The organism is Sphingomonas sp. Leaf22 (assembly GCF_001421715.1).
In the GTDB taxonomy this organism is placed as follows: Bacteria; Pseudomonadota; Alphaproteobacteria; order Sphingomonadales; family Sphingomonadaceae; genus Sphingomonas.
The window spans coordinates 65,045-91,125 of record NZ_LMKP01000042.1 but is presented as its reverse complement, the minus strand read 5'-3'; the positions used below and the strand labels follow the sequence as shown (position 1 = coordinate 91,125).

Genomic DNA, 26,081 nt, shown 5'->3' with positions numbered 1-26,081 from the left:
AGCGGAACGCCTCTAGCGAAGCCACCCACGAGCATCGGCATGGCGCGCGACGGCCAGCTGGGCCAGAGCGATGGCGAAGATCACCAGCGGAAACGGCACGACCGCCGCCGCGCCCTTGACCGCGATCAGATCGGTCGCGGCAAAGACCCAGCCGAACTGCACCGCGACCGCCAGCAGCGAAAGCGCGAGGAAGACGATCGCGATCCGCCGCCGGAGCATGAGCGCAATCCCGCCGAGCAACCCGCCCCACGTGGCGATGGCATAGATACAGACGAACCAGCCGGGCAGCGCGAGGAAAAAGCCGCGCTCATAGTCGGGCAACGCCGCCAGCTGCGCCGGCCCGGTCGTCGCATGGCCGTAAAAGGCGAAGACACCCGCCGCGCCCCACAATGTCATCAGCAAGGCGACGACGCGGAACCAGATCGGCGGCAAACGAAAAAGGGTTTCAGGCATGTCTCTCCCACAGGCAAATCGCTGCGGTATCGCCATCGGCCCCCGAGCAGCTGCAATCGTAGCGCAATCAGTCCGCCTAGAGCAATCGTCCGGCGTAGCGATCGGGTTTGAAACCGACCTCGATCCAGTCGTCCGCGACCAGTACCGGCCGGCGGATCATCGACGGTTGCGCCAGCATCAGGTCAATGGCGCGGTCGGCGGTCAGATCGGTCTTGTCGGCATCGGGCAGCTTGCGGAACGTCGTGCCCGACCGGTTGAGCAGTGCGTCCCACCCCAGCGCCGCGACCCAGCGTTCGAGGGTCGCGCGGTCGATCCCGGCCTTCTTATAGTCGTGGAACCGATGCGCGATGCCTTGCCCGTCGAGCCAGACGCGGGCTTTCTTCATCGTGTCGCAGGCCGGAATTCCATATATCGTCAACGTCATTGGCAATCCCTCCGCGACACCGCACACGAAAAGGCAGCGCGTTCGCTTCTGCCCAATAGCTGAAGTTCGCGCGAAGGTGCTATCGTCGCCGTATGGCAACAACAGTGTCTCAAGGCGTCTATCACCACGGCAAGCGACACCGGTTCTCCGTGACGGCCGCAGACGACAGCCCTGAAGCATTCCAAGCGGCGCTCGCCGAATTAAACGACGAGGTGCGTGCCTTCACGCAAGCAACAGCGCCGAGCGTCTATCGGCAATCCTACCGGAAGCGGAAAGGTAGCTGACTACCAAAAATCGCCGCTTTCCAGTAGTTCGACCCATTCGAGCGTTTGCTTGCAACCGTGCCGGGTTGCTCGCAATTGGGGGTGCCGTACAGCGTCAGGGTCACGGGTCGCCTCGTCGCAGGGTAGGCGTTCGCGTCTAGCCTGGCGACGCGCCGCCGTCGATCACGCCACCGCGCGCAACGTGCGGGGCTGGTCGCGGCCGGCGGTTTCCGCGACGCTGAACAGGGCGACGTGGCGGGTCAGCGCTTCGGCTTCGCTGGCGAGGCTGCGCGCGGCGGCGGTAGCTTCCTCGACCATCGCGGCGTTCTGCTGCGTTACCGCGTCCATCTCGCTGACGGCGATGTTGACCTGTTGCAGGCCCGACGATTGTTCGTCGGCACCGCGGGCGATGGTCGCGACCAGATCGGCGATCTCGGCGATGCGCGCAACGATGCGTTCGAGCGCGCTGCCGGTCTGGCCGACCAGCGTGACACCGACCTCGACCTGACTGCCGCTGGCATGGATGCGCGACTTGACGTCGTTGGCGGCGTCGGCCGAACGCTGGGCCAGCGCGCGGACTTCGGAGGCGACGACCGCAAAGCCCTTGCCCGCATCGCCCGCGCGCGCGGCCTCGACGCCGGCGTTGAGCGCCAGCAAATTGGTCTGGAAGGCGATGCCGTCGATCACCGAGATGATTTCCGAAATCTCGTCCGACGCGCGCTTGATACCGCTCATCGCCGTTACCGCATCGCGCACGATGCGCACGCCGTCCTCGGCATCGCCGCGAGTCGCGCTCATGGTCGTATTGGCCTGTGCCGCGCCCGCCGCGGTGCGCCGGACGGTGGCCGTGATCTGGTCGAGCGCGGCGGCGGTTTCCTCGAGGCTGGCGGCCTGTTGTTCGGTGCGGCGCGACAGGTCGTCGGACGCGCTGCTGATCTCGGTCGCGCCGGTGCGGATACCGCCCGCCGAGCGCGTGACCGAGCGCATCGCGTCGGCGACCGCCGCCATCGCCGAGTCGAAATCGCTGCCGATCTTGGCGAAGGCACCCGACAGCCTGCTGCCGATCCGGGTGTCGAGCCGGCCATGGGCCAGCGCGTCGAGCCCCGATCCGACCGTCGCGACCACGCGCTGCTGCTCGGCTTCACGCTCGGCGGCAACGATCGCCGCGTCGCGGAAGGTTTCGAGCGCGGCGGCCATCTCGCCCACTTCGTCGATCCGGTCGCGGCCGGGAATCGGAGTCGCGGTGTCGCCGGCGGCCAGCGCGCGCATCCGGGCCGACAGCGCCTCGACCGGTTGCGAGATCGAGCGGCCGATGCGGAAGGCGACGAAGGCAACGACCAGCAGCACGGCCAGCGCCAGGGCGCTCTGGTACAGCGCCGCGCTCCACACCGCCGCGTTGACGCTGTCGAGATACACGCCCGACCCGATCACCCAGCCCCATGGCTTGAACCCGGCGACATAGGACAGTTTCGGTTCGTCATGCGACTTGTCGGGGGTCTTCCACATATAGCGGACAAAGCCCGCCCCCTGGGCCTTCACGACATTCGCCATTTCGACGAAATGCGCCTTGCCGGTGGCGTCGCGGTTGTTGGTCAGGTCGGTATTGTCGAGTTCGGGCTTGGTCGGGTGCATTAGCATCGTCGGATGCAGGTCGTTCACCCAGAAATACTCTTTCCCTTCGTAGCGCATGTCCTTCAGCGTCGACAGCGCGGCGCGCTGCGCCTCGGCACGGCTCATCCGCCCCGCCAGTTCGGCGTTGTGATAATAGGTGACGACCGACCGCGCGGTTTCGACGACCTGTCGCGTATTGCGCTCGATATCGGCGTGCATGATCGCCGACATGCGAAACAGACTGATACACAGCAGCGCGACCAGTCCGATCGCCGCCATTGCCCCGATCAAGTTGACGCGACCCCGGACCTTCAACTTCATTGCACCGCCCTTTTCCCTCGTCGGGCCACGATGCGCCGAATTACTGAATATCTTATTTACAGGTCGCCGATCCCGTCCGCGCTTCGCCCCATCGACCGGTCGCGACAAAGTGCCGGTCCGCTGCACGACGACCATTGACGATCGCCGACCCTGCCGATAGCGTCTGCGAATGAGTATCAATAGCGAGGCTCTATGTACGATCTGATCGACCGGCCGGTATCGATATTGTCGAACGGCGACCGCTTCCTGCTCGAAGCGATCCGGCTCTGGGTGGCGGCGCGCAGTGCGTGCCAGAACCCGTCGGCATTGCTGGCGGCACGCTTTGCACAGGCTGGCGCACTCGATGCGCTGTGCGATTTCGATGCGTGGATGGCGCAGTTGTCGAGCCATGCCCGCGTACCGATCCAGATCAATTGTAAATGCGGGCTTGTGACCGACGATGAATCGGTTCTCTTGACCTTGGCGCGCGATCTCGTAACGGGTCTCGATGCGAAGGCACGGACCACGCTTTCGCTGCTGGTCGCCGACGGGGCGATCGCACCAACCTTTTGCGCGCTGGCCCGGACAGCGGCGATGCTCGGCCAGATCGGGCTGCCGCCGGGGACCAGCGTCAAGACGTAAGGATTTTCGATGACCGACCGCACCGCCGTCGTCCACGGCCTCGAACCCACCAACGCGCTCAGCGTCGAGCGCGTGCGTTCGGTGCGTCACTGGAACGAGCATCTGTTCAGCTTCACGATCACCCGCCCGCCCAGCTTCCGCTTCCGGTCGGGCGAGTTTGTGATGATCGGCCTGCCCGGCGACAACGGCAAGCCGTTGCTGCGCGCCTATTCGATCGCCAGCCCGGCCTATGCCGAGGAGCTGGAGTTCCTGTCGATCAAGGTGCAGGACGGCCCGCTGACCAGCAGGCTGCAACAGATCGTGCCCGGCGACGAAGTGTATCTGGGCAAGAAGCCGACCGGCACGCTGGTCACCGACGCGCTGAAGCCCGGCAGCCGGCTGTTCATGCTGTCGACCGGCACCGGTCTTGCCCCGTTCCTGTCGCTGATCCGCGACCCCGACGTGTATGAGATGTATTCGTCGATCGTCGTCGTCCATTCGGTGCGCCGCGTGTCCGACCTCGCCTTCCGCACCACGATGGAGGCGAACCTGGCCGGCGATCCGCTGGTCGAGGATCAGGCGGCACAGCAGTTCACCTATGTCCCGACGGTGACGCGCGAGCCGTTTCACACGACCGGCCGCATCGATGCGCTGGTCGACAACGGCACGCTGTTCAGCGCCCGCATCGGCGGCGCGCAGGCGTTCGACCCGGCGACCGACCGCATCATGCTGTGCGGGTCGACCGAGATGATCCGCGACTTTTCGGAATATCTGGAAGGTCTGGGGTTCGAGGAAGGGTCGAACGCGAAGCCTGGCGACTACGTGATCGAACGCGCGTTCGTGGGGTGAGGCAGCACGCCTTACCCTGCCATCAAATCCTGATTCCGTTTGGTTCGAGCAGCTTCGAGCCTGTCGAGAACGCGCCGATTGGGGCAAGGCGTTCTCGACAGACGCTTCTCGACTTCGCTTGAAGCTGCTCGAACCAAATGGTGGTACGAAGGAAGGGGGCGGCACCACCGCCCCCTGTTCGCGTCAGTAGCTGACCCGGATCGTTCCCAGCACCGTCCGTGGCGCGTTGAAGAACCCCTGATCGTAGTTGATAGCGTTCAACACCTTCGCATCGTTGACGTTGCGGACATTGGCGCTGAGCGAGACGCGATCAGTCAGGTCGTAGCGCGCGAGCAGGTCGAACGTGGCATAGCCATCCTGCGTGATCCGGATCGGGGTGGTGGTGTTCGGCACCAGTGCACCCGGTTCGAGGTAGATGCGGCTCTGATACTGGCCCGATGCGCCCAGCTTCAGCGCCGGCAGCATCGTCGGCGACCACACGATATTGAGCCGCCCGGTATTGCGCGGCACGAACGTGCGCACCGCCTGGTCATCGTCGCCGCGTACCCGCATCACCGTGTATCCGCCGGTGGCCTGCACACCGGGCGCGACCTGTCCGCTGAATTCGAACTCGATCCCCTGCGATTTGGCATTGACGCCGCGATAGAGCGTCTGACCGATCGTCGCGTCGAAGCCCGCCGCCTCGGCCGTGTTCTTTTGCCGCGCCTGAAACACCGCGATGCTGGCGTTCAGCCGGCCGCCGAGCCATTCGCCCTTCAGCCCGGCTTCCAGATTGTCGCCCTCGATCGGGTCGAGCAGCCGGCGGTTCGCGTCGACCTGGGTCTGCGGATTGAAGATCGTCGCGAAGCTGGCATAGGCGCTGATATTGCTCGCCAGATCGACCGTCGCCCCGACGAACGGCAGGAAGCGCGCGCGGTCGTAATCGGTCGGCGCGCCATAGGAGATGCCTTCGCTGAACGCGCGGGTCGCGTTGGCACCGACCATCACCTTGACCCGCTCGGCCGGGTTCAGCCGGATCAGGCCGTACACCGTTTCGCGCCGCTGCCGGGTCGCGAGGCTGGGGTCGTACGCGGTTGGGAAATTCGGCTCGGGGAAGCTGCCGTCGAACGCCGTCGCCAGCGGCAGCGAAAGATTGATGGCGGCGGTATCGTAGCTCGACCCCTGCTCATAGGCTTGCGCGCTGCGGTTCACGCCGAACATCACGTCGTGTGTCCGGCCGAACAGGGTCGCCGTGCCGGCAAGATGCGCGTCGATGGTCAGGTTGCGGGTTTCGGCACGGAACGCGCCGGGATAGCTGAAAATGCCGAGGCCGGTCGCGCGATCGGGATTGCCGAAGACGTAGAACAGCCGGTCGTCCTCGCTGATCGCCCGGCGCAGGACGCTGAGCTTGGCCGTCCAGTCGCCGAAGCGATGCGTCACGTCGCCGAAGATCTGGCGGTCGGTGACGTTCCACCGCGCCCAGTCGGGACCGGTGTTGGTCGAGCGGGCATGGTCGATGCGGGTACCGTCGGTGTAATAGAGCGGCAGCGACCCCCACATCGCGCCGCGCGTACCATGATCCTGATGGCCGTATCCGGCGCTGACCACCGTATCGGGGCCGAGATCGGCCTCGACGATGCCATAGCCGGTCCAGCGGCGCAGATGGTAGCGATCGAGATAGCTGTCGCTGTCGACGAACGCGCCGACCGCGCGCGCCCGCACATTGCCTTCCCGTGTCAGCGGCACGCTGACATCGGCGTCGAGGCGCAGAGCGTCGAACGATCCGTACTGGACGCTGGCCGATGCCTTCAGGTCGCGGGTCGGGCGCTTGCGGACGAAGTTGATGACCGCCGACGGGTTGCCGGTCGACGACAACAGGCCGGGCGCGCCGCGCACGACCTCGATCCGGTCGTAGATCGCGGTATCGACCGATCCGGTCTGCACTTCGAAGGCGAAGGGCAGGCCGATGCCGTCGATCTGGAACGTCTGGATATCGAAGCCGCGCGCCGAATAATAGAAGCGGTCGGTTTCCTGCGCCTGCACCGTCACACCCGGGACGGTCGTGAGCAGCGCGTTGGCGTCGTTCAGCTGAAAGTCGTCGATCTGCGCACGCGTCACCACGCTGACCGATTGCGGCGTCTCGCGCTGGCTGAGCGGCAGGCGGGTGGCGGTGGTCTGCGCCTTGACCGCATAGTCGGCGCTGCCCTCGGTCCGGGTGCCGGTGACGATGATATCGTCGCCCCGCTGCGGGTCCTCGGTCGGCGGCACGTCCGGCACGGCGGTAACGGCGGCGAGGAGGATGGCGAAAGCGGACATGCGGAACGATTCCCTGACTGTTTCGCGCCGGTACGCCGCCGTTGCTGCTTTTGCAAGTGACTATCAGTAGCTTACGCTCAGGCTGGTCGGTCCTTTGTCAGGAAACGGCCGAGAACGACGACATCCTGCCGCGTCAACCCGATCGCTTCGTAGAAACCGAGCGCGGCATCGTTGTCGCTGCGGACCATCAACTGGAGCTTCGGCGCGCCCGCGTCGCGCAGCCAGTCTTCGGCAGCGGCGAACAAGGCGCGGCCGATACCCTGCCCCTGACGATCGGGCGCGACCGCGAGATAGTAGAGCCAGCCGCGATGCCCGTCATGCCCGACCATGACGCTGCCGATCGGTCCGCCTTCCTCGCGGGCCAGCAGGATGGTCGACGTCGCGCCCGACAGCGCCCGCGCGAGATCGGCATGGGGGTCGTTCCATGGCCGGGTCAGCCCGCACGATCGCCACAATGCAACCACGCGGTCGGCATCGTCGGCGGTGGCGGGTGCGATCACCGGGCGATACAGGTGCTGCCCGCCCATAACGCCGCGACATTGTCACGGGCGTCATAGGTACCCGACAGATCGCCGCTGGTGAATTCGCGGCCGAGGCTGGTTTCCTCGACCGGCGCGTCGATCGTCGAATCCACCGTCGCCCGCTTCGCGCCGATGCCGACGCCGCTCATCGTCGTCAGCCCGCGCCCGCGCGCCGACCAGCCGACGAAGCGGCCTTCCTGAAAATAGACCGCGATCTTCGGATAGGTGGCGATGTCGAGCGGGCCTTCGCCGCACGTCTCGTTGCGCGATCGTTCGGGCAGGCTCTGGGTCGCCGCCTCGACCACGCGTAGCACGATCTCGCTCGGGCTGCCGAAGGGGAGCGCGCGGCTGCTGGCACCGGCCACGGTTTGCAGGCCGTCGGGGGCGAGGTTGAGCGCGATCGCGTTGCGCGCCGCTGCTTCCGCACCGGCCGGCGCATCGCAGCGGACGCGGCGGACCGGTCCGCCGTCCGCCATCATGTCGAGCGTCCCCCCCTCGCCCAGCGCCAGCCGGTAGCGGCGCTGTTCGGTGATGCCACCGCGATCGCCGACGATATCGATATCGACCGCCCCGGCATCGGCAAGGGTGATGCCGCGCACCGGCAGCTCGCGGTCGCCCATCGTGATCGCGTTCGCCGCGACGATCAGCCGGTTCGCCCCGGCGGGATCGGCGGCGCAGGCGGCACCGTCGCTGCCCCATGTCCCGACGAACCGGGTCGGGATCGTCACCAGCGTTTCGGGCGTCGGCGACGGCATCGGCAGGATCGGGTCGTCCTGCGTCAGATTGACCGACGCATCGGGTTCATCGGCCTGTCCGCATCCTGCCAGCAACGCCAGCATCCCGATCGCCCACCGCCGCATCACCCGACTCCCGTACCTCTTGTTTCGGCAGGACTGCCGGATTTGCCGTCGCGACGAAAGAGGTCAGCGTGGCGGCGGCGTCGATCCGACCGCGACGACCGGCGGCGTGCGCGACGCGAAATAGGCCTTTGCCGGCAATTCGATCACCGTCACCCGTCCGGCATTGGCGCGTTCGAGCGACTGGGTGAACGAGCGCGGCTTCTTCATCAGTTTCCGGTCCTCGACCACGGTCAGGCCCGATCGACGCGCGGCTTCGGCAACGAAATGGACGCAGTTGCGACGGTTCAGATTATAGTGCGAATCGCCCTTCTCACCCCATTCGTCGATCAGCGAGCGGACGGCGGCATATTGCGCATCGCTCAGCACGACCGAGAAATGGGCGTTGCTGCGGTCGATATAGGATGGTTTGGGGCGGTCGATCCGTCCGGCGACCGATCCGGTCAGCAAAGCGGGGGTGATCGCCTTGGCAGTAAAGCCATAGGTGCCATCGGCTGCCGGCCCGCCGGCATCGGGCGTGCCCGAAAAGCTGAAGAATGCATGCGGGAAGCTCTGCCCGAATTCCTGCGACCAGAAGGTGATCGTCACCGCCGCCTGCGCCGGGACGATGGCCTGCACCGCCAGCAGCAGCGCGGCGAGGGCCCGGAACACGGGTCGGAACCACCGATCGGTCGTCATGCCGCCTTCCATACCGAACGCGGCGCGCCGGCACCAGCCGACACGCCGCATCGTTTGCAGTCGTTACCGTACGGTCAGTCGGCCTTGCCGTCGCGGGCCAACTTTTCTTCCTGTTCGGGGTCGTAGCCCGACGAAGGTGCGGGACCGTTGCTGTGGATCGGCTGGGTCGAGGCGGGCGGGTCCGACGCGTCCATCGATTCGTCGAGACCGCGGTCGAGCCGCGCGTCGCTGTCGGCCGGATCGCTTTCCATCCTGCCGGCGATGCTGTGATCGCCGCCTGCGTCGCCGCGACCCGGCGGGGTGTGCGCGTCGCTTTCGTTGCCGTCGGGGGCGACCGACAGCGACGAAAGCGCCTTGTCGTCGATTCCCATGGTGTCGTTGGTCATGTCCCTCACTCCTTCAGGACAAAAACGAAACGATCGCCCGACGCGTTCCCCGTATAAGAAAAGACCCGACGGTTTCCCGCCGGGCCCTTCATATCGTCCTCGGTGACCGGATCAGTCGCGGTTGCCCATGAACGACAGCAGGAACTGGAACATGTTCACGAAGTCGAGGTACAGCGACAGCGCCCCCATGATCACGGCCTTGCCAGCGAAGTCGGTGCCGGCGACCTGATAATACAGGCCCTTGATCCGCTGCGTATCATAGGCGGTCAGACCCGCGAACAGGAGCACGCCAATCGCGCTGATGACCATGCTCATCATGCTCGACTGAAAGAACAGGTTCAGCAGCGACGCCACGATCAGACCGACCAGACCCATGATCAGGAACGTACCGAACCCGGTCAGGTCACGCTTCGTCGTGTAGCCGTAGAGGCTGAGCGACAGGAACGAGACCGTGGTCGCAAAGAAGGTCAGCGCGATCGACGATCCGGTGTAGCGCAGGAAGATCGTCGACATCGACAGACCCATGATCGCTGCGAATGCCCAGAACAGCCCCTGCGCCGCGCCGGTCGAAAGACGGTTGATGCCGAAGCTCAACACCATCACGAAGATCAGCGGCGAGAAGATGATCGCATATTTCAGGATACCGGGCTGGTAGAACACCGCCGCCGCCGGCGAGGTGTCGCCACCCCACGAAAACAACAGCGCGACGATGCCGGTCAACAGCACGCCCGAAGCCATGTAGTTATACACCGAAAGCATGTAGGACCGCAGCCCTTCGTCGCGCGCCATGTCACGGTCGCGCGTACGGGTGATCGGTGCGGCCGACGTCCGGGGATCGGACCAGTTCGCCATTGTAAACTCCTCTTTCCGGCACTCATGCCGGCTGTTCGAAATATCGTCCGCCGTCGTGGCGATTTCAAGCCAAACGCGGAGAGCAACATTTTGTTACGCTGCCGGGAGAATCCGCCATGCACCGTCTGTTTATCGCCCTCCGCCCGCCCGCCGCGATGCGCGACGCGCTGTTCGACATCCAGGACGGCGTCGAAGCGGCGCGGTGGCAGGATGACGAGCAACTGCACCTGACGCTGCGTTATATCGGCGACGTCGAACGGGCGGTGGCCGAGGATATCGCACTGGCATTGCAGGCAGTTCGCGCACCGGCGTTCGATCTGGCGCTGTCGGGAGTCGGACAGTTCGATGCCGGCCGGCGCGGCCGGGCGCTATGGGCCGGGGTGACGCCGCACGACGCGGTGACGGCACTGCATCGGAAGGTCGATCACGCGCTCGTCCGTCTCGGCCTTTCGCCCGAGGGGCGGGCGTTCCTGCCGCACGTCACGCTGGCGCGGCTCAACAAATCGAGCGGGCCGACGGAAGCGTTCCTCGGCGCGAATGCCGGGCTGGCGTCGCCGCCGATGCGGTTCGATCACTTCCTCCTGTACGAAAGCCACCTCGGCCATGCCGGTGCGTGGTACGAGGCGGCGGCGCGTTACCCCCTCGATCCGCTCATGACAGGCGACTGACGCATCGTCCCGTCGCGGGACGGGCGCAAGCTGTCGTTTCGTTCATGAAACCGTCAGGCGAAGGGTGCGTTAAACCGGTCAACAACGACATGGACGAAAGGATATCCCCCATGCGCAATATGATGTTGGCACTCGCCGCTGCATCGCTGCTGGCGCCGGTCGGTGCGACCTATTCGAAGCACGGCATTTCGGTCGGCAAGTCCGAAGCCGAGGCACAGCGCCGCAACCAGTATCGCGAATGGCGCGGTCGTGACGGTCGCCGCTATTGCCGCAAGCCGAACGGCACGACCGGTCTGGTCGTCGGCGGCGTTGCCGGCGCGCTGGTCGGCCGCACGGTCGACAGCCGTGGCGACCGTACGCTGGGTACCCTGCTCGGCGGTGCCGCCGGTGCGCTGGCGGGTCGCGAGATCGAGCGGAGCGGCAGCCGCGGTCGCTGCCGTTGAACCTTCTTTGACGCGACCTATTTGGAGGGCGGGTCCGGCGACGGGCCCGCCCTTTTTCCATCGCAAAGGTTCCCGCATGATCCGCAGTGCATCCGCCCGTTACGAAGGTCTTGGCAAGGACGGCAAAGGCCATGTCTCGACCCAGTCCGGCGTGCTCGACAACCAGCAATATGGTTTCAGCACTCGGTTCGAGGACGGCAAGGGTACCAATCCCGAAGAATTGATCGCCGCCGCCCATGCCAGTTGCTTCACCATGGCGCTGAGCTTCGCATTGGCCGGTGCCGGCTATGGCGACGGCACGCTGGAGACCACGGCAAAGGTCACGCTGGACAAGGATGGCGACGGGTTCACGGTGACAAAGTCGGCGCTGACGCTGACCGCCAGCGTCCCCGGCATCGATAAGGCGAAGTTCGAGGAAATCGCGGCCGGTGCCAAGGCGGGCTGCCCGATCTCAAAGCTGCTGAATGCCGAGATCACGCTGGACCACACGCTCAACACGTGATGCGAACCGGGCCGGGGCAGGCTGCTCCGGCCCGTTTTTTGCGACCCCGATTTGCGGCAAAGCCTTCATCCTTTTTGGCTATGACATTGCCGCATGCTGCGCGTTCTGACCCTGGCCACGCTGTTCCCCGATGTCACCCGGCCCAATTTTGGGGGGTTCGTCGAACGGCAAACCTTGGGACTGGCCGCACTGGATGGCGTCGAGGTGCGCGTCGTCGTCCCGATCGGTATCCCGCCTTTCCCCCTTTCGCTCCACCCCACCTATCGTTCGCTCGCGCGCCTGCCGTTGCGCGAGGACTGGAAGGGGTTGGCAGTCGATCGGCCGCGTTTTGTGAACCTGCCGGCGACACGGGGGCGGTTCCATGTCGGTGCGCTGATCCGGTGCCTGACGCCGCATCTCGACGCGCTGCGGGCGACATTTCGCTTCGATGTGATCGATGCCGAGTTCTTCTTTCCTGACGGACCGGCGGCGGTGGCGCTGGGGCGGCGCTATGACGTGCCGGTGTCGATCAAGGCGCGCGGGGCCGATATTCATCATTGGGGCCATGCCCCGGCGACCGCGACACAGGTCCGCGCGGCCGGCGAGCGTGCCGATGGCTTGCTGGCGGTTTCGCAGTCGATGGCCGAGGATATCGCCGCCACCGGGATCGACCGTCCGGTTCGGGTCCATCGTACCGGGATCGACCGCAGCCGGTTCGGCACGATCGATCGGATGGCGGCGAAGGCGCGGCTTGGCGTAACCGGCCCGCTGGTCGTATCGCTCGGCGCGTTGATCCCACGCAAAGGTCATCGCATCGTGCTGGAGGCGGTGGCGGCGTTACCCGGTGTGGGGTTGTGGATCGTCGGCGGCGGGCCCGATCAGGCATCGCTGGCGGCGCGCATCGCCGAACTGGGCGTTAGCGACCGGGTCCGGCTGTGCGGAGCTATGCCGCATGACGCCCTGCCCGACCTGCTGGCGGCGGCGGACGTCATGGCGCTGGCGTCGTCGTCGGAAGGGCTGGCAAATGCGTGGGTCGAGGCGCTTGCCAGCGGGACGCCGATCGTCATTCCCGATGCCGGCGCGGCGCGCGAAGTCGTCACCCGTCCCGCGGCGGGGCGAATCGTCGCGCGCGATGCGGCGTCCTTCGCGCAAGGGATTGCGGCGATCTTGTCGCAGGCCGCCGATCCGGCGGCGACGCGGGCGACGGTCGATGCCTATAGCTGGGAGCGCAACGCGTCGGAGCTACGCGACCATCTGGCCGGACTGGTCAATCAGAAGGGGTAGAAGGCCGCCGCGATCCAGCGTCCTTCGTCGCGCAACACGCCCCATGCGCGCGCCGCGGCCCGGCTGTCCATCGCCTCGATCCCCAAGCCTCGCGCGTCGAGCGCGCGGACCAGCGCGCGCGGCGGCTGGCGCAGGGTAGCGCCGGTGCCGAGCAGCAGGAACTCCGGGACCGGATCGATCGCCAATACCGCCGCCAGTGCATCGGTGTTCAGCGCCTCGAACGCCGGCGGCTCCCACAGATCGGCGCGCTGTGGCGTCATCAGCAGCGCCGGGTAAATGCCGTCATCGACCCGGAACCCGCCGGGGGTCAGGCCCGAAACGACCGGACCGTCGCCCTTTCGGGTCCGGTCGAGCTTCACCGGGTGCCCTTTTGGGGGACCGGTTCCTTGACGGTCCCTTCCCCCACCGGCGCGCCGGGCTGCAGCCCCAGCGAGATCAGCAGCGACGACGACACGTAGATCGACGAATAGGTACCGACGATCACGCCGAGGATCATGGCGGCGGTGAAGCCACGCAGCACATGGCCGCCGAACACGATCAGCGCGGTCAGCGCCAGCAGGATGGTCAGCGAGGTCATGACCGTCCGCGGCAACGTTTCGTTGACCGACAGATCGATCAGCTCGCGCATCCCCATCTTGCGGTATTTGCGCATGTTTTCACGGATACGGTCGTCGATCACCATCTTGTCGTTGATCGAATAGCCGATGATGGTCAGCACCGCCGCGACGATGGTCAGGTCGAACGGCATCTGCGTCAGCGCAAAGAAACCGAGCGTCATCAGCACGTCGTGGATGATCGCGACCGCGGTCGACACGCCGAACTGCCATTCGTAGCGGAACCATGAAAAGATGGCGATGCCGACGATGGCCAGCAACACGGCAAGCACGCCGTTGGTCACCAGCTCGTCGGACACCTTGCCCGACACGGTCGAATAGTTGCTGAACGTCGCGCCGGGGAATTCGGTCGACAGCGCGGTCTTCACGCGTTCGACCAGCCGGTCGGTCGCGCCAGCATCGCCTTCGGGAACCGGCAGGCGGATCGATACGAGCGTGGGATCGGCGAATTGCTGGATAGCGGGTTCGCCCACCCCCAGCCGTTCGATGGTCGCACGCACCCGGTCGATCGCCGGCGGGGCGGCGAATTTCTCTTCGATCGAAACGCCGCCCATGAAGTCGACGCCGAAATTGAGGCCACGGACGAACACCAGCCCGACCGCGAGGATGCTGAGGATCAGCGTGACGGTAAACGCGATCTTCCGCACCGCGACGAAGCGGATGTTGGTGTTGTCGGGGACCAGCTTGATGAGACGCATGACGGCCGGGCCTTAGATATGGATGTCGGTCGGACGGTTGCGGCGCATCCATCCGGCGACCAGCATCCGCGTGAAGGTGACGGCGGTGAACACCGAACTGGCGATCCCGAGCAGCAGCACGACCGCGAAGCCGCGAATCGGGCCGGAACCGAGGATCAGCATGATGAAACCCGCAATCGCGTGGGTCACGTTCGCCTCGAAGATCGTGCGGCTCGCTTCCTTATAGCCCAGTTCGAGCGACTGGAGCACCGAACGTCCGCGCCGCCGCTCTTCGCGGATGCGCTCGTTGATCAGCACGTTGGCGTCGACCGCCGTACCGATGGTCAGCACGAAGCCGGCGATACCCGGCAGCGTCAGCGTCGCCCGCAGGAACGCCATGACCGCGAGGATCATCAGGATGTTCAGCACGACCGCGATCGTCGAATAGATGCCGAACCGGCCATAGGTCATGACCATGAACGCGATGACCGCCACGGTGGCGATGATCGCGGCGGTGACGCCGGCCTTGATCGAATCGGCACCGAGTTCGGGGCTGACCGTGCTTTCCTGCACGATGGTCAGGTCGACCGGGAGTTTGCCCGAGCGCAGCGCGATGGCGAGCTGGTTGGCCGTGTCGACGGTGAAGCCGCCACCCGTGATCTGCCCCGAACCGCCCATGATCGCCGTCTGGATATTCGGTGCGGAGATCACCTGATTGTCGACGATGATGGCGAACGGCTTGCCGATATTCTCTTGCGTAACCCGCGCGAAGCGGCGGCCGCCCTCCGAATTGAAGTTGAACGACACCGCCGGCTGCTGATTTTCGTCATAGGTCTGACGCGCATCCGTCAGCTGGTCGCCGCTGATGATCGCCGACCGCTTGACGGCGATCGGGGTGCCCTGCGCCGGATAGGGCAGGATCTGGCTGCCGGCCGGTGCCTGACCGCGCGCGACGGCGGCGGGGTCGGCGGTAACGTCGACGAGCTTGAATTCGAGCCGCGCGGTCTTGCCGAGCAGGGCCTTCAGCGCCTTCGGGTCGGACAGGCCGGGGACCTGTACGACGATGCGGTTGGTACCCTGCTGGATGATCGTCGGTTCGCGGGTACCCAGTTCGTCGATACGACGGCGCACGACCTCGGTCGCGTCCTTCATCGCATTCTCGACGGTCAGGCGCAGGCCGGCCTGCGTCGGGGTGAGCACGAAGCGCGTGGTGTCGCGCACTTCGATGTCCCATTCGCGCTGGCCGGTCATGCCCGCGCCGCCGCCGGTCAGGCTGAGCAGCTTTTCGCGTGCGGCATCGACCTGGGTCGCATCGCGGACCATGAAGCTGATCTGCCCGCCCCGCGTCGAGATGTCCCCGATCGCAACGCGCGGCTGGCGACGCATCTCGGTCGAGATGCGTTCGCGCATCGCTTCGATCTGGGTCGCGGCGACGTCTTCGGTCTTGGCTTCGAGCAGAATGTAACTGCCGCCCGCGAGATCGAGGCCGAGATTGATCGTCTGCGACGCATACCAGGATGGCAGCTTCGCCCGCATCGCTTCGGGCAGCAGGCTCGGTACGGCGAACAGCGACAACAGGATGACGGATGCCCAGATGGCGATCCGTTTCCAGCGCGGAAAGTCGAGCATCAGTCGTTCGCGGGCTTGGCGCCGGCGGGCGGCGTGACTTCGGCAATGGTCGCCTTGACCACGCGGACGCGGGTGTTGGAGGCGATCTCGACCTCGACGAAGGTGTCCTCGACCTTGGTCACCTTGCCGATGATGCCGCCGGCGGTGACGATGCTGTCGCCGCGCTTCACGGCGGCGATCGTTGCCTGCAGCGTCTTCATCCGCTTCGACTGCGGACGGATCAACAGGAAGTAGAAGGCGACGAAGATCAGCAGCAGCGGCGCGACGCCGATCAGCGTGCCGAGAATACCACCCGACGCCGCGGGCGCGGCGGCGGACTGGGCGAAAGCGGAAGGTACGAGCATTGCTGGCCTGAATGTCCGAGATAGCGGACGCCGCGAACACGGCATCCTGTCAATTGCGGGCAGCTATCATCTGCTTGGGTCGCACGCAACATTTGCCCGCTCGCACGCTTCGGGCTTGCATGGGCCGAAAAGCAGGCCTAAAGGCACGCCCTCTCTGATCGGGGCGTAGCGCAGCCTGGTAGCGCATCACACTGGGGGTGTGGGGGTCGCAGGTTCGAATCCTGTCGCCCCGACCAGAGATTTCGGGCGAATCGGTCGCCCTCCCCCTTATTTCGCCGGCAGCTTCACCCGCTGCACCGCGTCGGGCGCATCGTGCAGCCGCAGATACAGAATGTCCTGCGTGGCCGGCACATCGACCGATCCGCCGACGAATCCGGCGGGCAACGCCACCGCGTCCTTCATGTCCGGGGTCGTCCCGATCGCGGCGACGACGAACAGGTCGCGCCCGCTGACCGTGCAGCGTTCGCGACAGGCGATGCCGGTCAGCACCGGCAGGCGGACCAGCGTTCCCAGCGGCTGCCACGCCCCTGCCGCACCACCGCGCCACGGCCGGAAGCGGAGCGCCCCCGCTGCGCCCGCGCCGAACGCCGTTTGCGGCGCGATCGTAGCCACCGCGATATCGTCGCTGATCCGCTGTACCGCGCCCGACGCGATGGTCAGCCGCCTGGCGACGTCGCCGTTCGCAATCTCGATTCCGTCCTCACCGCCGCTCAGACCATCGGCGATCTGGGTCGAGAAGGTCAGCGTCGCGCCGGTCGGCACCAGCCCGTCGGGCAGGTCGATCGGTAACGCACCAGCGGGCGGCGCGTACGCGACGCGCAGGTCGAGCAACGTCGCGACCGGCCGCGCCGGGGCGACCGTTACGGCGACCGTTGCGGTACGGCCATCGCGCAGTTGCACCGCCGCGCTGTCGGTCGGTTCGGTCACCGGCTGCTCGGCGGTCAGCGTCAGCCGATCGCCCTCCCCGACCCGCGTCAGCGCACCCGCGGCGAAACGGGTGCCGCCGAGCATCAGCCCAGTTACCTGATCGAGCCGTGCCCCCTCCAGCACGCCGTCGCGGTCGCCGGCATGGATCGTGAACCGATCGAGCCGGCTCGGCTCGGCGCGGCCGGTCAGCGCGATCTGATCGGGGGCGACCGCCCCGAACCGGACGAAGGTCAGCGTCATCGGTCCCGGTCGTGTCTTGCCGAGTGGCAGCGTCACGTCGAGCGCGTCGGGCGCGGCCGATTTCCATGGGAGCGAGCGGCTGAGCCCGCCGGCATCGCGCAGCGTCAGCCCGGCGACGCATGCCGCCGCCCCGCCGCGCAACGACAGCGGATGGTCGCGCCCGACGATCACCGTCGCGTCGGGGTGCGCGGTCCATGCACCGGGCCCGTCGAGTTCTGCCGGCACGCGCGGACCGCTGAACGCGTCGAAGCCCCAGCGCCCCTGCACCACCGCCTCGGTCACCGGCCCCGCTGCCTGTGGCGCGCCATTGGCCAGCACCAGCCCGCCACGCTCGGCATCGGCGGTCAGCGGCAGCGTCGACACCCGGCCATCGGCGGCGGTGACGCGCAGCACCAGATCGCGTGCATAATCCGTCGCGAACAGCAGCGACGCATCGTCGATCGGCAGCACCAGATCGGGCCGGGCCAGACACAGCGCCCCCGGCGCACTCGATCGCCACAAGGGCGGCGGCGCGGCCCCGATCGGCGGTAACGGCGCGACCAGCACCGATCGCGGGTCCTGAAACGACGGGGCGCTGTTCAATTGCAGGTGGATCGCCTGCCCCTGCCCCAGCGCCAATGCCGGAAGATATTGATATTGGGCGGTACGAAACGCCCCAAACAGCCGCGCCAGATCGCGCGCCAGCCCGATATAGGGGCTGTAATAGCCAGCCCCGCCCTCCCGTGTCGCCGCCACGCGGTACGCAAGGTCGACCGGGGTGCCGGTCAGCGTTTCAGTGAGTGTCGCACCGCGCTGCGCCTGCAACACCAGCGAATCACGCTGCTGGGTCAGGCACGCCGCCTGCAACGCGCGCTGGCGCAGCAAGCAGTCGGCATTCAGCTTGATCCGCAGCGCATCGGCCAGCACCGGCGCGGCGGTGGCGAGCCGTTCGGGCGCGCGCTCGCCGATCCGGCCGATCGCGCCGACGAACGCGTCCAGCCGCTGTCGGTCCAACGACGCCTGATACAGATCCTGCGCCGCGCGGACGAACACGCCGGGCCGCCCGCGCACCGCGCCGCGCACCGCCGAAAAGCCGCCGCCCGCTTCGGGGACGAGGAACAGCAACACCTGCTCCGCGCCCTCGGGCACCTTGACGATCAGGACGTTCTTTTTCTTGTTCCACGTCTCGACCGAAAAGAACCAGTCCTTGGGCGGCGGATTGGTCGCCCCGCGCAGGAAGGCGACGACCAGCAGATAGCGTGCTGCCTGATCGTCGGGCAGCAATGCCTTGGCCGTCAGCGTGTCGCCACCACGCAGCGCCGGCACCGCCGCGACCGGCAGTTCGACCTCGCCACGCTTCACCATGACCGACACGTCGGGGCCGGCCAGATCGAACCCGTTCTGCTGGGCCTGCGCGGCATTGGCGAACAGCGCCGACAGCGCGGCGAGCATCAGGAGAACGCGGACCATACCCGCCCCTATAGCGGACGGCTTATGGCGCGACCAAGGCCGCATCGCGCAAGCCGCGCCAGACGCGGATCGCCTGCACCGTCTCCGCCACGTCATGCACCCGAACGATCTGCGCCCCCCGCTCGACCCCGGCCAACGCCAGCGCGACCGATCCGCCCAGCCGTTCATCCGCCGGTGCCTCGTTCGACAGCGCACCGATGATCCGCTTGCGACTGGCACCCAGCAACACCGGGCAACCAAGGCCGTGGAACAGCGCCAGCCCATTCACCAGCGCCAGATTGTCCGACAGTGCCTTGCCGAAACCGATGCCGGGATCGACCACGATTTTCGCCCGGTCGACCCCGGCGGCGACCACCGCCTCGACCCGCGCCTCCAGCCAGTCGAACACGTCGAGCAGCGGGTCGTGATAGCCATCGCCGCCATGCGGCCCTTGCGCCGGGGCAGGCGAATGCATCAGCACCACCGGGCATCCGCTGGACGCGACCACCGCCAGCGCGCGCGGATCATAGGCGAGCGCGGCGACATCATTGACCAGATGCGCGCCCGCCGCCAGCGTCGCCGTCATCACCGCCGCCTTGCGCGTATCGACCGAGATCGCCACCCCCGCCGCCGCCAGCCGCTCCACGACCGGCACGACTCGCGCGATCTCATCGCCCTCCCAAACCGTCGCCGCGCCTGGCTTGGTCGATTCGCCGCCAAGGTCGATCAGCGCCGCCCCTGCCGCCGCCATCGCGAGGCCGACCGCCGCCGCGCCGGCCGGATCGTCGACATGGCGTCCGCCGTCGGAAAAACTGTCCGGGGTCACGTTCAGAATCGCCATGACCTGCGGCTGATCGAAGCGCAGCACGCGCTCGCCGAGCATCAGGGGCGCACGGGGCGCTGTAATCCGCCGGTGCAGCAGCCGCGCCCGTTCGGCCTTGGCTGGCGACAGGCTGGCCACCCATGGCTCGAACGCCTCGACCGGGACGATCGTCCGCTCGCCACCCCGCTCGCGCACCTCATAGGCGGCGAACCACAGCATCCCTCCCGCCAACCGCAACGCGCCGCCATCGGGCAGCCCGATCGGCGTGTCGACGAAGCGGACCGGGCGGAGATACATCAGGGCTGCGTCGCGAGCAGCCATTGCTGGCGCAGCGCATCGACCGGGGTCAGCCCGTTCGGCCCCTCGCTATGCCAGAAGGTCCAGCCATTGCACGTCGGCGCATGCTGCAATGTCGAGCCGAGCTTGTGGATCGACCCGGCCGCACCGCAATCGGACAACAGCGAGCCATCGGCCAGCACCGTCGCGCGGAACCGGCGCTTCGCATCGGTCACGATCGACCCGGCGGGCAGCAGGCCGTTTTCGACCAGCACCCCGAACGCGACGCGCGGCGGTTTGGTCGGCGCGCGCATCGCCCGGATCGCCGATTCGTCGAGCGGCAGCGCCGCCTCGATCCGCGCCGTCGCCGCCTCGACATAGGTCGCGTCGCGTTCGATGCCGATGAAGTGCCGCCCCAGCCGCTTGGCGACCGCGCCGGTCGTGCCGGTGCCGAAGAACGGGTCGAGCACGACGTCGCCGGGATTGGTCGATGCCAGCAGCACACGGTACAGCAGCGCCTCGGGCTTCTGGGTCGGATGCACCTTGGTCCCGTCCTTGCGCAGCCGCTCCGGCCCGCCGCAGATCGGGAATTCCCAGTCGGACCGCATCTGCAGTTCGTCGTTCAACGTCTTCATCTGGCGATAGTTGAAGGTGTAGCGCGCTTTTTCGCCCATTGAGGCCCAGATCATCGTTTCATGCGCGTTGGTAAAACGCGTGCCCTTGAAATTGGGCATCGGGTTCGACTTGCGCCACACAATGTCGTTGAGAATCCAGAAGCCCTGGTCCTGCACGATCGACCCGACGCGGTAGATATTGTGGTAGCTGCCGATGACCCAGATCGTGCCGGCGGGCTTCAGGATGCGGCGCGCCTCGGCCAGCCAGTCGCGGGTGAACTTGTCATAGGTGGCGAAGCTGTCGAACTTGTCCCAGTCGTCGTCCACCGCATCGACCTGACTGCCATCGGGGCGCAGCAGGTCGCCGCCGAGTTGCAGATTGTAGGGCGGATCGGCGAAGATGCAGTCGATCGAATTCGCCGGCAGCGAGCGCATCGCGTCGATGCAGTCGTCCATCAAGATGCGGTCGAGCGGCAGCGTGACCGTCGCGGGGGCCTTTGCCCGGATTTTCGTCGCTACCATCGTCGCCAGTCCCCCTTGAATCGGCTCCATTTCGGGGAATTGGCGAGTCGCGGTCAAGAGGGAATGCTTGACTCCCGCGTCGTGCCGGATTCGTTCCGGCGACGAATCGAGTCGCGGCAGGCTAGATATGGAGTCTCGGAGCAGTTGTGAGACTCCATATCTGGTAGCCCACCGTTCGTCGCAAATCCTCCCCGGCACGGGGAGGATTTCAAACAAGCATTGCCTGCGCGACCGGCGCGAAGCTGCGGCGGTGGAGCGGCGTCGGGCCGAGCGTGCGGAGCGCCTCCAGATGCACCTTCGCCCCGTACCCCTTGTTCGACGCCCATCCGTACCCCGGATGCTCCACGTCCGCCGCGATCATCATCGCATCGCGGGTCTGTTTGGCGACGATCGACGCCGCCGCGATCGACAGGCTGATCGCATCGCCGCCGATCACCGCGACGCTCGGGTGCGACCAGTTGGGACAGCGATTGCCGTCGACCAGCACCATGCCGCACGCCATGCCCAGCGCGTCGACGGCGCGTTCCATGGCGAGCATCGTTGCCCACAGGATGTTCAACCGGTCGATTTCCTCGACGGTCGCGATGCCGACGCCGATCGTCGCGCAGTCGAGCAGCCGGGCGTGAAGGTCGGCACGGCGCTTCGCGCTCAACTGTTTCGAATCGTTGAGGCCATCGGGGATGCAATCGCGGTCGAGCACCACCGCCGCAGCGACCACCGGCCCGGCCAGCGGGCCGCGACCCGCTTCGTCCACCCCAGCCACCGGCCCGACATGGCGCGCCTCGTGGCTCCAGTCAGGCATCGGCGATGCGCCAGGGCGGAAAACGCCGCATCTCGCCCGCCTGATACAGGCAGACCTCGTTGCCCGCCGGATCGAACAGCCGCGCCTCGCGCCAGCCCCATGGCCGGTCGATCGGCTCCTGCGCGAACGATACGCCCTGCCCGCGCAGATAATGGACGATCACGTCGAGATCGCCGACCTCGAAATAGACCGCCGGCACCTTGCGTTCCTCGGTCATCTCGATCGAGAAGGTCGCGCCCCCTTCGGTCTCGAACCGGGCATAGCGGCGGCTGGACCGGACGATGGGTTTGAGGCCCAGCAGGCGGTAGAAATGCTCGCTGGCCGGCACGTCGTTGGCGGGCACCGTCACCTGGTTCAGCATCGGCGACCAGCGCGACTGGTTGAGGTCGAGCCGCACCCCCTGCTGTGCCATCGGCCCTGCCCCGCGCCCCAGTTCGTCGGCCCCCAGCATCGCGATCCGCACGAAGCTGCGCGCGCGGCCGATCGCTTCGGCCAGCGTCCATTCCTTGGCCAGTTCGCACGCGATGGCGGTCGACAGCGTACAGCCGGTGCCGTGCGTCGCCATGCCGTCGACGCGCGGTGCCGACCATTCGACCAGCGGCGCGGTGCCCGCCTTGCGCTGGTGGAGCCGGTCGATCACGACCTCACCCTCGCCATGCCCGCCCTTTTCCAGCAGCGCGCAGCCGTGACCCAGCACCGCATCGGCCCCGCCCAGCGTCTTGAGTTCGGGCAGGTTGGGCGTCGCCACCGTCGCCACCGCCATCAGCCGTTCGAACGCCGCGACCGTGGCTTCGTCGGCCAGCCGCGCGCCGCTGGTCGCGATCATCACCGGATCGAAGACGACGGGAATGCCGGGCAGGTCGCGCAACCGGTCGGCCAGCGCATGGGCGGTGCGCGCCGATCCGATCATGCCGATCTTGACCGCATCGACACCGATATCGCGGACCACCGCATCGATCTGCGCCATGACCATGTCGGTCGGGACCGGATGCACGGCATCGACGCCCAGCGTGTTCTGCGCGGTGATCGCGGTGATCGCGGTCATGGCGTGGCAGCCGAGCATCGTCGCGGTCTTGATATCCGCCTGGATACCGGCGCCCCCGCCGGAGTCGGAACCGGCGACGATCAGGATGCGGGGTGTGGTCATGGGGGTGGCGTTAGCAGCGGTAAGGAGCCGTTAAAAGTCCTCCCCGCCCGCGGGGAGGGGGACCGTCCGTAGGACGGTGGAGGGGGTTTGCCGCGCAACGCAACGGTTCCGTATGCGGATACCCCCCTCCACCAGCTTCGCTGGTCCCCCTCCCCGCGGAGCGGGGAGGATTTACTTGCGCCTGGTCGGGCGGTCGACCAACTCACCCCGGCAGTTCGGGCACACCTCATCCAGTTCGTCCGCGCAATCGGCGCAAAACGTGTCCTCCCGCGAACAGATGAACGCGCCATGCGCCGCCGCCGGCAACGGCGCGGCGCAGCGTTCGCATGCCGGCTTCATGTCCAGCATCAGGCCGCCGCCTGCCGCACCGCGTCGCAGATGCGATCGACGACCTGTTCGACGTGGCCGGCATCGTCACCCTCGGCCATGACCCGGATCACCGGCTCGGTCCCCGACGCGCGCAGCACCAGCCGTCCACGCCCGGCCAGTTCGGCCTCGACCCCCGACACGACATCCTTGACCCGCGGATCGTCGAGCGGCTTGCCGCCGGCGAAGCGGACATTCTTGAGCAACTGCGGCAACGGATCGAACCGGTGCAGCACCTCGCTCGCCGGCGCACCGGCGCGCCGCACCTCGGCCAGCACCTGCAATGCAGCGACGAGGCCGTCGCCGGTCGTCGCATAGTCGGACAGGATGATATGCCCCGACTGTTCGCCACCGACATTATATCCCGATGTCCGCATTTTCTCGAGGACATGGCGGTCGCCGACCGCGGTGCGGACCAGCCCCAGCCCCTGTGCCGACAGATGCCGTTCGAGGCCGAGGTTCGACATGACCGTCGCGACCAGCCCGCCGCCCTTCAACCGTCCGGCGCGTGCCCAGCTGGCGGCGATCGTCGCCATCAACTGATCGCCATCGATCACCCGACCCGCTTCGTCGACCACGATCAGCCGATCGGCATCCCCGTCCAGCGCGATCCCGATCTGCGCGCCCGACGCGACCACCGTTTCCGACAGCAGTTGCGGCGCGGTCGATCCGACGCGGTCGTTGATGTTCTTGCCATTGGGCGTCACGCCGATCGCGATGACCTCCGCCCCCAATTCCCATAGCGCGGAGGGGGCGACGTTATAGGCAGCCCCATTGGCGCAATCGATCACCAGCTTCATGCCGTCGAGCCGAAGATTTTCGGGAAAGGTCGACTTGGCGAAGTGGATGTAGCGGCCGCGCGCATCCTCGATCCGCTTGGCACGGCCGATATCGCCCGGTGCCGACAGGTCGATCTCGCTATCGATCAGCACCTCGATCGCCAGTTCGTCGGCGTCGGACAGCTTGTACCCGTCCGGCCCGAACAGCTTGATCCCGTTGTCGTGGAACGGGTTATGGCTGGCGGAGATCATCACGCCCATATCGGCGCGCATCGAATGGGTCAGCATCGCCACCGCCGGGGTCGGCATCGGCCCCACCAGCACCACGTCCATGCCGACCGACGTGAAGCCCGCGACCATCGCGTTTTCGAGCATATAGCCCGACAGCCGCGTGTCCTTCCCGATCACCACGCGGTGGCGGTGATCGCCGCGCCGGAAATGCGCGCCCGCCGCCATGCCGATCCGCATCGCCATTTCGGCGGTCATCGGCCGCGCGTTGGTCAGCCCGCGGATACCGTCGGTTCCGAAATATTTCCTTGCCATCGTCCCATACGCCTTCAGGTTGAGCCTTTGCGTGGCGCGGCTATTACCGCCACTTTGTTAAAAGGGCGAGCATGTCGCAGGCGACACGAATTTTGGCGGGATTGGGTGCCGGGCTGGCGCTGGGCATCGTGCTGGCCGGGCAATCGCCCGACACCGCGCTGTCGGGCATCGCCATCGCCGAACCGATCGGCACCGCATGGCTGAACGCGCTGCGCATGACGATCGTGCCGCTGGTGGTGGCGCTGCTCATCACCGGCATCGCGCAGACGGCGGAGGCGGCGCGGGCGGGCCGGATCGCGACGCGATCGTTGCTGCTGTTCATCGTCATCCTGTGGACGTCGTCGGCGCTGGGCGCGCTGGTCACGCTGTCGCTGCTCGACATCTTTCCGCTGGGCGAGACCGCCGCACAGGCGCTGCGCGCGACGTTCGGGACCGCCGCCCCGGCCGCGAAGGTCCCGCCCTTCACCGATTTCCTCGTCGCGATCGTGCCGACGAATCCGGTATCGGCGGCGGCGAACGACCAGTTCCTGCCGCTGATCCTGTTCACGCTGGTGTTCGGCTTTGCGATGACGCGGTTGCCGCAGGACAATCGCCATGTGCTGGTGCGGTTGTTCCAGGCGATCGCCGATACCATGCTGATCGTCATCAACTGGGTATTGTGGCTGGGACCGATCGGCGTGTTCGCGCTGGGGTATGTCGTCGGCGCGCGCGCCGGTACCGCGGCGTTCGGGGCGCTGGTCCATTATGTGCTGGTGCTGATGACCGTCGGCCTGTCGATCTGGCTGCTCGCCTATCCGCTCGCACGGTTCGGCGGACGGGTGTCGATCGGCCGTTTCCTGAAAGGAACCGCCCCGGCACAGGCCGTGGCGATCTCGACGCAAAGCTCGCTCGCGTCGCTGCCGGCGATGCTGAAGGGATCGGGCGACCTTGGCGTACCGGTGGCGACGTCGGGCGTGGTGCTGCCGATGGCGGTGGCGTTGTTCCGTGCGACCGGGCCGGCGATGAACCTCGGCGTCGCGCTCTATGTCGCACATGTGTTCGGCGTGCCGCTCGGCGCGGGGCAGATCGCGGCAGGAATCGCGGCGGGGGCGATCACGACGATGGGCGCGGCGAGTTTGCCGGGGCAGATCAGCTTCGTCTCCTCGATCGCGCCGATCGCGGTGGCGATGGGTGTGCCGGTCGAACCATTGGCGCTGCTGGTCGCGGTGGAGACGCTGCCCGATATCGTCCGGACGCTGGGCAATGTGACGATGAACGTCGCGGTGACGACCGTGATCGGCGAGCGGGTCGGCGGGGAACGGATGAGCGAGGCCGACGCGATTCTGGCGGAGGGTTGAGTTCCTCCCTGGCACGGGGAGGATTTT

Annotated in this window: 28 protein-coding genes and 1 tRNA gene; 9 read left to right on the top strand and 20 right to left on the bottom strand. The window is 66.9% G+C overall.

All coding sequences use genetic code 11. The features are described 5' to 3' along the window. Positions 1–12: 12 nt before the first annotated feature. Both ASE70_RS16285 and ASE70_RS16280 read right to left on the bottom strand, forming a co-directional pair. A complete protein-coding gene (locus tag ASE70_RS16285; protein ID WP_056507133.1) occupies positions 13–453 on the bottom strand; it encodes a hypothetical protein in 441 nt (146 codons plus the stop codon). A 76-nt stretch (positions 454–529) separates the two neighbouring features. Then, complete coding sequence (locus tag ASE70_RS16280) at positions 530–877, bottom strand: arsenate reductase (RefSeq protein ID WP_056507130.1); 348 nt, start codon at positions 875–877, stop codon at positions 530–532. Between the two features lie 92 nt (positions 878–969). Here ASE70_RS16280 and ASE70_RS20810 point away from each other — a divergent pair, with 92 nt between their 5' ends. Continuing rightward, positions 970–1,161, top strand: a complete 192-nt coding sequence (locus tag ASE70_RS20810) for a hypothetical protein (protein ID WP_156356313.1) — start codon at positions 970–972, stop codon at positions 1,159–1,161. Between the two features lie 162 nt (positions 1,162–1,323). On the opposite strand, the gene ASE70_RS16275 is transcribed toward ASE70_RS20810, so the two are convergent. Continuing rightward, a complete protein-coding gene (locus ASE70_RS16275) occupies positions 1,324–3,072 on the bottom strand; it encodes a methyl-accepting chemotaxis protein (protein ID WP_162235999.1) in 1,749 nt (582 codons plus the stop codon). Between the two features lie 192 nt (positions 3,073–3,264). On the opposite strand from ASE70_RS16275, the gene ASE70_RS20235 reads away from it, so the two are divergent. Beyond that, positions 3,265–3,693 (top strand): hypothetical protein, encoded by a 429-nt coding sequence (locus ASE70_RS20235; protein WP_056507127.1) that lies wholly within the window; start codon positions 3,265–3,267, stop codon positions 3,691–3,693. Between the two features lie 9 nt (positions 3,694–3,702). After that, complete coding sequence (locus ASE70_RS16265; RefSeq protein WP_056394663.1) at positions 3,703–4,521, top strand: ferredoxin--NADP reductase; 819 nt, start codon at positions 3,703–3,705, stop codon at positions 4,519–4,521. A 183-nt stretch (positions 4,522–4,704) separates the two neighbouring features. On the opposite strand, the gene ASE70_RS16260 is transcribed toward ASE70_RS16265, so the two are convergent. From ASE70_RS16260 to ASE70_RS16235, 6 genes are all read right to left on the bottom strand, one after another. Continuing rightward, a complete protein-coding gene (locus ASE70_RS16260) occupies positions 4,705–6,816 on the bottom strand; it encodes a TonB-dependent siderophore receptor (protein ID WP_056507123.1) in 2,112 nt (703 codons plus the stop codon). A gap of 77 nt (positions 6,817–6,893) precedes the next feature. After that, a complete protein-coding gene (locus ASE70_RS16255; protein ID WP_235520002.1) occupies positions 6,894–7,316 on the bottom strand; it encodes a GNAT family acetyltransferase in 423 nt (140 codons plus the stop codon). Beyond that, positions 7,313–8,197: a hypothetical protein gene (locus tag ASE70_RS16250; protein ID WP_156356312.1), complete on the bottom strand. Its 885-nt coding sequence runs from the start codon at positions 8,195–8,197 to the stop codon at positions 7,313–7,315. Before ASE70_RS16250 ends, ASE70_RS16255 begins: the two co-directional genes overlap by 4 nt. 63 nt (positions 8,198–8,260) lie before the next feature. After that, positions 8,261–8,872, bottom strand: a complete 612-nt coding sequence (locus ASE70_RS16245) for a hypothetical protein (protein ID WP_200925663.1) — start codon at positions 8,870–8,872, stop codon at positions 8,261–8,263. Between the two features lie 74 nt (positions 8,873–8,946). Continuing rightward, positions 8,947–9,258 carry a hypothetical protein gene (locus tag ASE70_RS16240; protein WP_056507113.1) on the bottom strand — a complete coding sequence of 104 codons (312 nt, stop codon included), beginning with the start codon at positions 9,256–9,258 and terminating at the stop codon, positions 8,947–8,949. Positions 9,259–9,369: 111 nt separating this feature from the next. Beyond that, on the bottom strand, positions 9,370–10,110 hold the full coding sequence (locus ASE70_RS16235) for a Bax inhibitor-1/YccA family protein (RefSeq protein ID WP_056507108.1): 741 nt from the start codon (positions 10,108–10,110) through the stop codon (positions 9,370–9,372). Between the two features lie 116 nt (positions 10,111–10,226). Between ASE70_RS16235 and thpR the strand changes: the two genes are divergently transcribed. From thpR to ASE70_RS16215, 4 genes are all read left to right on the top strand, one after another. After that, positions 10,227–10,778 (top strand): RNA 2',3'-cyclic phosphodiesterase, encoded by a 552-nt coding sequence (thpR, locus tag ASE70_RS16230; protein ID WP_056507105.1) that lies wholly within the window; start codon positions 10,227–10,229, stop codon positions 10,776–10,778. Positions 10,779–10,888: 110 nt separating this feature from the next. Further along, entirely contained in the window at positions 10,889–11,221 is a 333-nt protein-coding gene (locus tag ASE70_RS16225; RefSeq protein ID WP_056507102.1) for a glycine zipper 2TM domain-containing protein, read from the top strand. Between the two features lie 76 nt (positions 11,222–11,297). Further along, positions 11,298–11,723, top strand: a complete 426-nt coding sequence (locus ASE70_RS16220) for an OsmC family protein (protein ID WP_056507099.1) — start codon at positions 11,298–11,300, stop codon at positions 11,721–11,723. Positions 11,724–11,816: 93 nt separating this feature from the next. After that, complete coding sequence (locus ASE70_RS16215; protein ID WP_056507095.1) at positions 11,817–12,986, top strand: glycosyltransferase; 1,170 nt, start codon at positions 11,817–11,819, stop codon at positions 12,984–12,986. On the opposite strand, the gene ASE70_RS16210 is transcribed toward ASE70_RS16215, so the two are convergent. From ASE70_RS16210 to yajC, 4 genes are read right to left on the bottom strand one after another with little or no spacing between them, the layout of a single operon-like run. Next, a complete protein-coding gene (locus tag ASE70_RS16210; RefSeq protein ID WP_056507092.1) occupies positions 12,974–13,345 on the bottom strand; it encodes an MTH938/NDUFAF3 family protein in 372 nt (123 codons plus the stop codon). The two genes, ASE70_RS16215 and ASE70_RS16210, sit on opposite strands and share 13 nt — an antisense overlap. Beyond that, complete coding sequence (gene secF, locus ASE70_RS16205) at positions 13,342–14,298, bottom strand: protein translocase subunit SecF (protein ID WP_056507088.1); 957 nt, start codon at positions 14,296–14,298, stop codon at positions 13,342–13,344. Before secF ends, ASE70_RS16210 begins: the two co-directional genes overlap by 4 nt. Positions 14,299–14,310: 12 nt before the next feature. Continuing rightward, positions 14,311–15,906 carry a protein translocase subunit SecD gene (gene secD, locus ASE70_RS16200; protein ID WP_056507085.1) on the bottom strand — a complete coding sequence of 532 codons (1,596 nt, stop codon included), beginning with the start codon at positions 15,904–15,906 and terminating at the stop codon, positions 14,311–14,313. Then, positions 15,906–16,250 carry a preprotein translocase subunit YajC gene (gene yajC / locus ASE70_RS16195; protein ID WP_056507082.1) on the bottom strand — a complete coding sequence of 115 codons (345 nt, stop codon included), beginning with the start codon at positions 16,248–16,250 and terminating at the stop codon, positions 15,906–15,908. Before yajC ends, secD begins: the two co-directional genes overlap by 1 nt. Before the next feature lie 159 nt (positions 16,251–16,409). Between yajC and ASE70_RS16190 the strand changes: the two genes are divergently transcribed. Continuing rightward, positions 16,410–16,486, top strand: a tRNA-Pro gene (locus tag ASE70_RS16190). A 31-nt stretch (positions 16,487–16,517) separates the two neighbouring features. Here the strand turns inward: ASE70_RS16190 and ASE70_RS16185 are convergent. From ASE70_RS16185 to glmM, 7 genes are all read right to left on the bottom strand, one after another. Then, positions 16,518–18,866: a hypothetical protein gene (locus ASE70_RS16185; RefSeq protein ID WP_056507076.1), complete on the bottom strand. Its 2,349-nt coding sequence runs from the start codon at positions 18,864–18,866 to the stop codon at positions 16,518–16,520. A gap of 22 nt (positions 18,867–18,888) precedes the next feature. Continuing rightward, positions 18,889–19,965, bottom strand: a complete 1,077-nt coding sequence (gene folP / locus ASE70_RS16180) for a dihydropteroate synthase (RefSeq protein WP_056507296.1) — start codon at positions 19,963–19,965, stop codon at positions 18,889–18,891. After that, positions 19,965–21,080: a site-specific DNA-methyltransferase gene (locus ASE70_RS16175; protein ID WP_056507293.1), complete on the bottom strand. Its 1,116-nt coding sequence runs from the start codon at positions 21,078–21,080 to the stop codon at positions 19,965–19,967. The genes folP and ASE70_RS16175 overlap by 1 nt, the downstream gene beginning before the upstream one ends. Before the next feature lie 208 nt (positions 21,081–21,288). Beyond that, positions 21,289–21,882, bottom strand: a complete 594-nt coding sequence (locus ASE70_RS16170) for a ribonuclease HII (RefSeq protein ID WP_056507073.1) — start codon at positions 21,880–21,882, stop codon at positions 21,289–21,291. Beyond that, a complete protein-coding gene (gene thiD, locus ASE70_RS16165) occupies positions 21,875–23,029 on the bottom strand; it encodes a bifunctional hydroxymethylpyrimidine kinase/phosphomethylpyrimidine kinase (RefSeq protein WP_056394631.1) in 1,155 nt (384 codons plus the stop codon). Before thiD ends, ASE70_RS16170 begins: the two co-directional genes overlap by 8 nt. 171 nt (positions 23,030–23,200) lie before the next feature. After that, positions 23,201–23,377 (bottom strand): DUF1272 domain-containing protein, encoded by a 177-nt coding sequence (locus tag ASE70_RS19380; protein ID WP_082438714.1) that lies wholly within the window; start codon positions 23,375–23,377, stop codon positions 23,201–23,203. Next, positions 23,377–24,717, bottom strand: coding sequence for a phosphoglucosamine mutase (gene glmM / locus ASE70_RS16160; protein WP_056507070.1), 1,341 nt, complete (start codon positions 24,715–24,717; stop codon positions 23,377–23,379). The genes ASE70_RS19380 and glmM overlap by 1 nt, the downstream gene beginning before the upstream one ends. Positions 24,718–24,788: 71 nt before the next feature. Here glmM and ASE70_RS16155 point away from each other — a divergent pair, with 71 nt between their 5' ends. Further along, the gene (locus tag ASE70_RS16155; protein WP_056394627.1) at positions 24,789–26,054 is read left to right on the top strand and encodes a dicarboxylate/amino acid:cation symporter; all 1,266 of its coding nucleotides are present in this window, start codon (positions 24,789–24,791) and stop codon (positions 26,052–26,054) included. The last annotated feature ends 27 nt before the right edge of the window (positions 26,055–26,081 follow it).

Coding starts and splice junctions, on each gene's coding strand:
- ASE70_RS16285 (WP_056507133.1), bottom strand. CDS start 453: ATGCCTGAAACCCTTTTTCGTTTGCCGCCGATCTGGTTCCGCGTCGTC.
- ASE70_RS16280 (WP_056507130.1), bottom strand. CDS start 877: ATGACGTTGACGATATATGGAATTCCGGCCTGCGACACGATGAAGAAA.
- ASE70_RS20810 (WP_156356313.1), top strand. CDS start 970: ATGGCAACAACAGTGTCTCAAGGCGTCTATCACCACGGCAAGCGACAC.
- ASE70_RS16275 (WP_162235999.1), bottom strand. CDS start 3,072: ATGAAGTTGAAGGTCCGGGGTCGCGTCAACTTGATCGGGGCAATGGCG.
- ASE70_RS20235 (WP_056507127.1), top strand. CDS start 3,265: ATGTACGATCTGATCGACCGGCCGGTATCGATATTGTCGAACGGCGAC.
- ASE70_RS16265 (WP_056394663.1), top strand. CDS start 3,703: ATGACCGACCGCACCGCCGTCGTCCACGGCCTCGAACCCACCAACGCG.
- ASE70_RS16260 (WP_056507123.1), bottom strand. CDS start 6,816: ATGTCCGCTTTCGCCATCCTCCTCGCCGCCGTTACCGCCGTGCCGGAC.
- ASE70_RS16250 (WP_156356312.1), bottom strand. CDS start 8,197: ATGCGGCGGTGGGCGATCGGGATGCTGGCGTTGCTGGCAGGATGCGGA.
- ASE70_RS16245 (WP_200925663.1), bottom strand. CDS start 8,872: ATGACGACCGATCGGTGGTTCCGACCCGTGTTCCGGGCCCTCGCCGCG.
- ASE70_RS16240 (WP_056507113.1), bottom strand. CDS start 9,258: ATGACCAACGACACCATGGGAATCGACGACAAGGCGCTTTCGTCGCTG.
- ASE70_RS16235 (WP_056507108.1), bottom strand. CDS start 10,110: ATGGCGAACTGGTCCGATCCCCGGACGTCGGCCGCACCGATCACCCGT.
- thpR (WP_056507105.1), top strand. CDS start 10,227: ATGCACCGTCTGTTTATCGCCCTCCGCCCGCCCGCCGCGATGCGCGAC.
- ASE70_RS16225 (WP_056507102.1), top strand. CDS start 10,889: ATGCGCAATATGATGTTGGCACTCGCCGCTGCATCGCTGCTGGCGCCG.
- ASE70_RS16220 (WP_056507099.1), top strand. CDS start 11,298: ATGATCCGCAGTGCATCCGCCCGTTACGAAGGTCTTGGCAAGGACGGC.
- ASE70_RS16215 (WP_056507095.1), top strand. CDS start 11,817: ATGCTGCGCGTTCTGACCCTGGCCACGCTGTTCCCCGATGTCACCCGG.
- secF (WP_056507088.1), bottom strand. CDS start 14,298: ATGCGTCTCATCAAGCTGGTCCCCGACAACACCAACATCCGCTTCGTC.
- secD (WP_056507085.1), bottom strand. CDS start 15,906: ATGCTCGACTTTCCGCGCTGGAAACGGATCGCCATCTGGGCATCCGTC.
- yajC (WP_056507082.1), bottom strand. CDS start 16,250: ATGCTCGTACCTTCCGCTTTCGCCCAGTCCGCCGCCGCGCCCGCGGCG.
- ASE70_RS16185 (WP_056507076.1), bottom strand. CDS start 18,866: ATGGTCCGCGTTCTCCTGATGCTCGCCGCGCTGTCGGCGCTGTTCGCC.
- folP (WP_056507296.1), bottom strand. CDS start 19,965: ATGTATCTCCGCCCGGTCCGCTTCGTCGACACGCCGATCGGGCTGCCC.
- ASE70_RS16175 (WP_056507293.1), bottom strand. CDS start 21,080: ATGGTAGCGACGAAAATCCGGGCAAAGGCCCCCGCGACGGTCACGCTG.
- ASE70_RS16170 (WP_056507073.1), bottom strand. CDS start 21,882: ATGCCTGACTGGAGCCACGAGGCGCGCCATGTCGGGCCGGTGGCTGGG.
- thiD (WP_056394631.1), bottom strand. CDS start 23,029: ATGACCACACCCCGCATCCTGATCGTCGCCGGTTCCGACTCCGGCGGG.
- ASE70_RS19380 (WP_082438714.1), bottom strand. CDS start 23,377: ATGCTGGACATGAAGCCGGCATGCGAACGCTGCGCCGCGCCGTTGCCG.
- glmM (WP_056507070.1), bottom strand. CDS start 24,717: ATGGCAAGGAAATATTTCGGAACCGACGGTATCCGCGGGCTGACCAAC.
- ASE70_RS16155 (WP_056394627.1), top strand. CDS start 24,789: ATGTCGCAGGCGACACGAATTTTGGCGGGATTGGGTGCCGGGCTGGCG.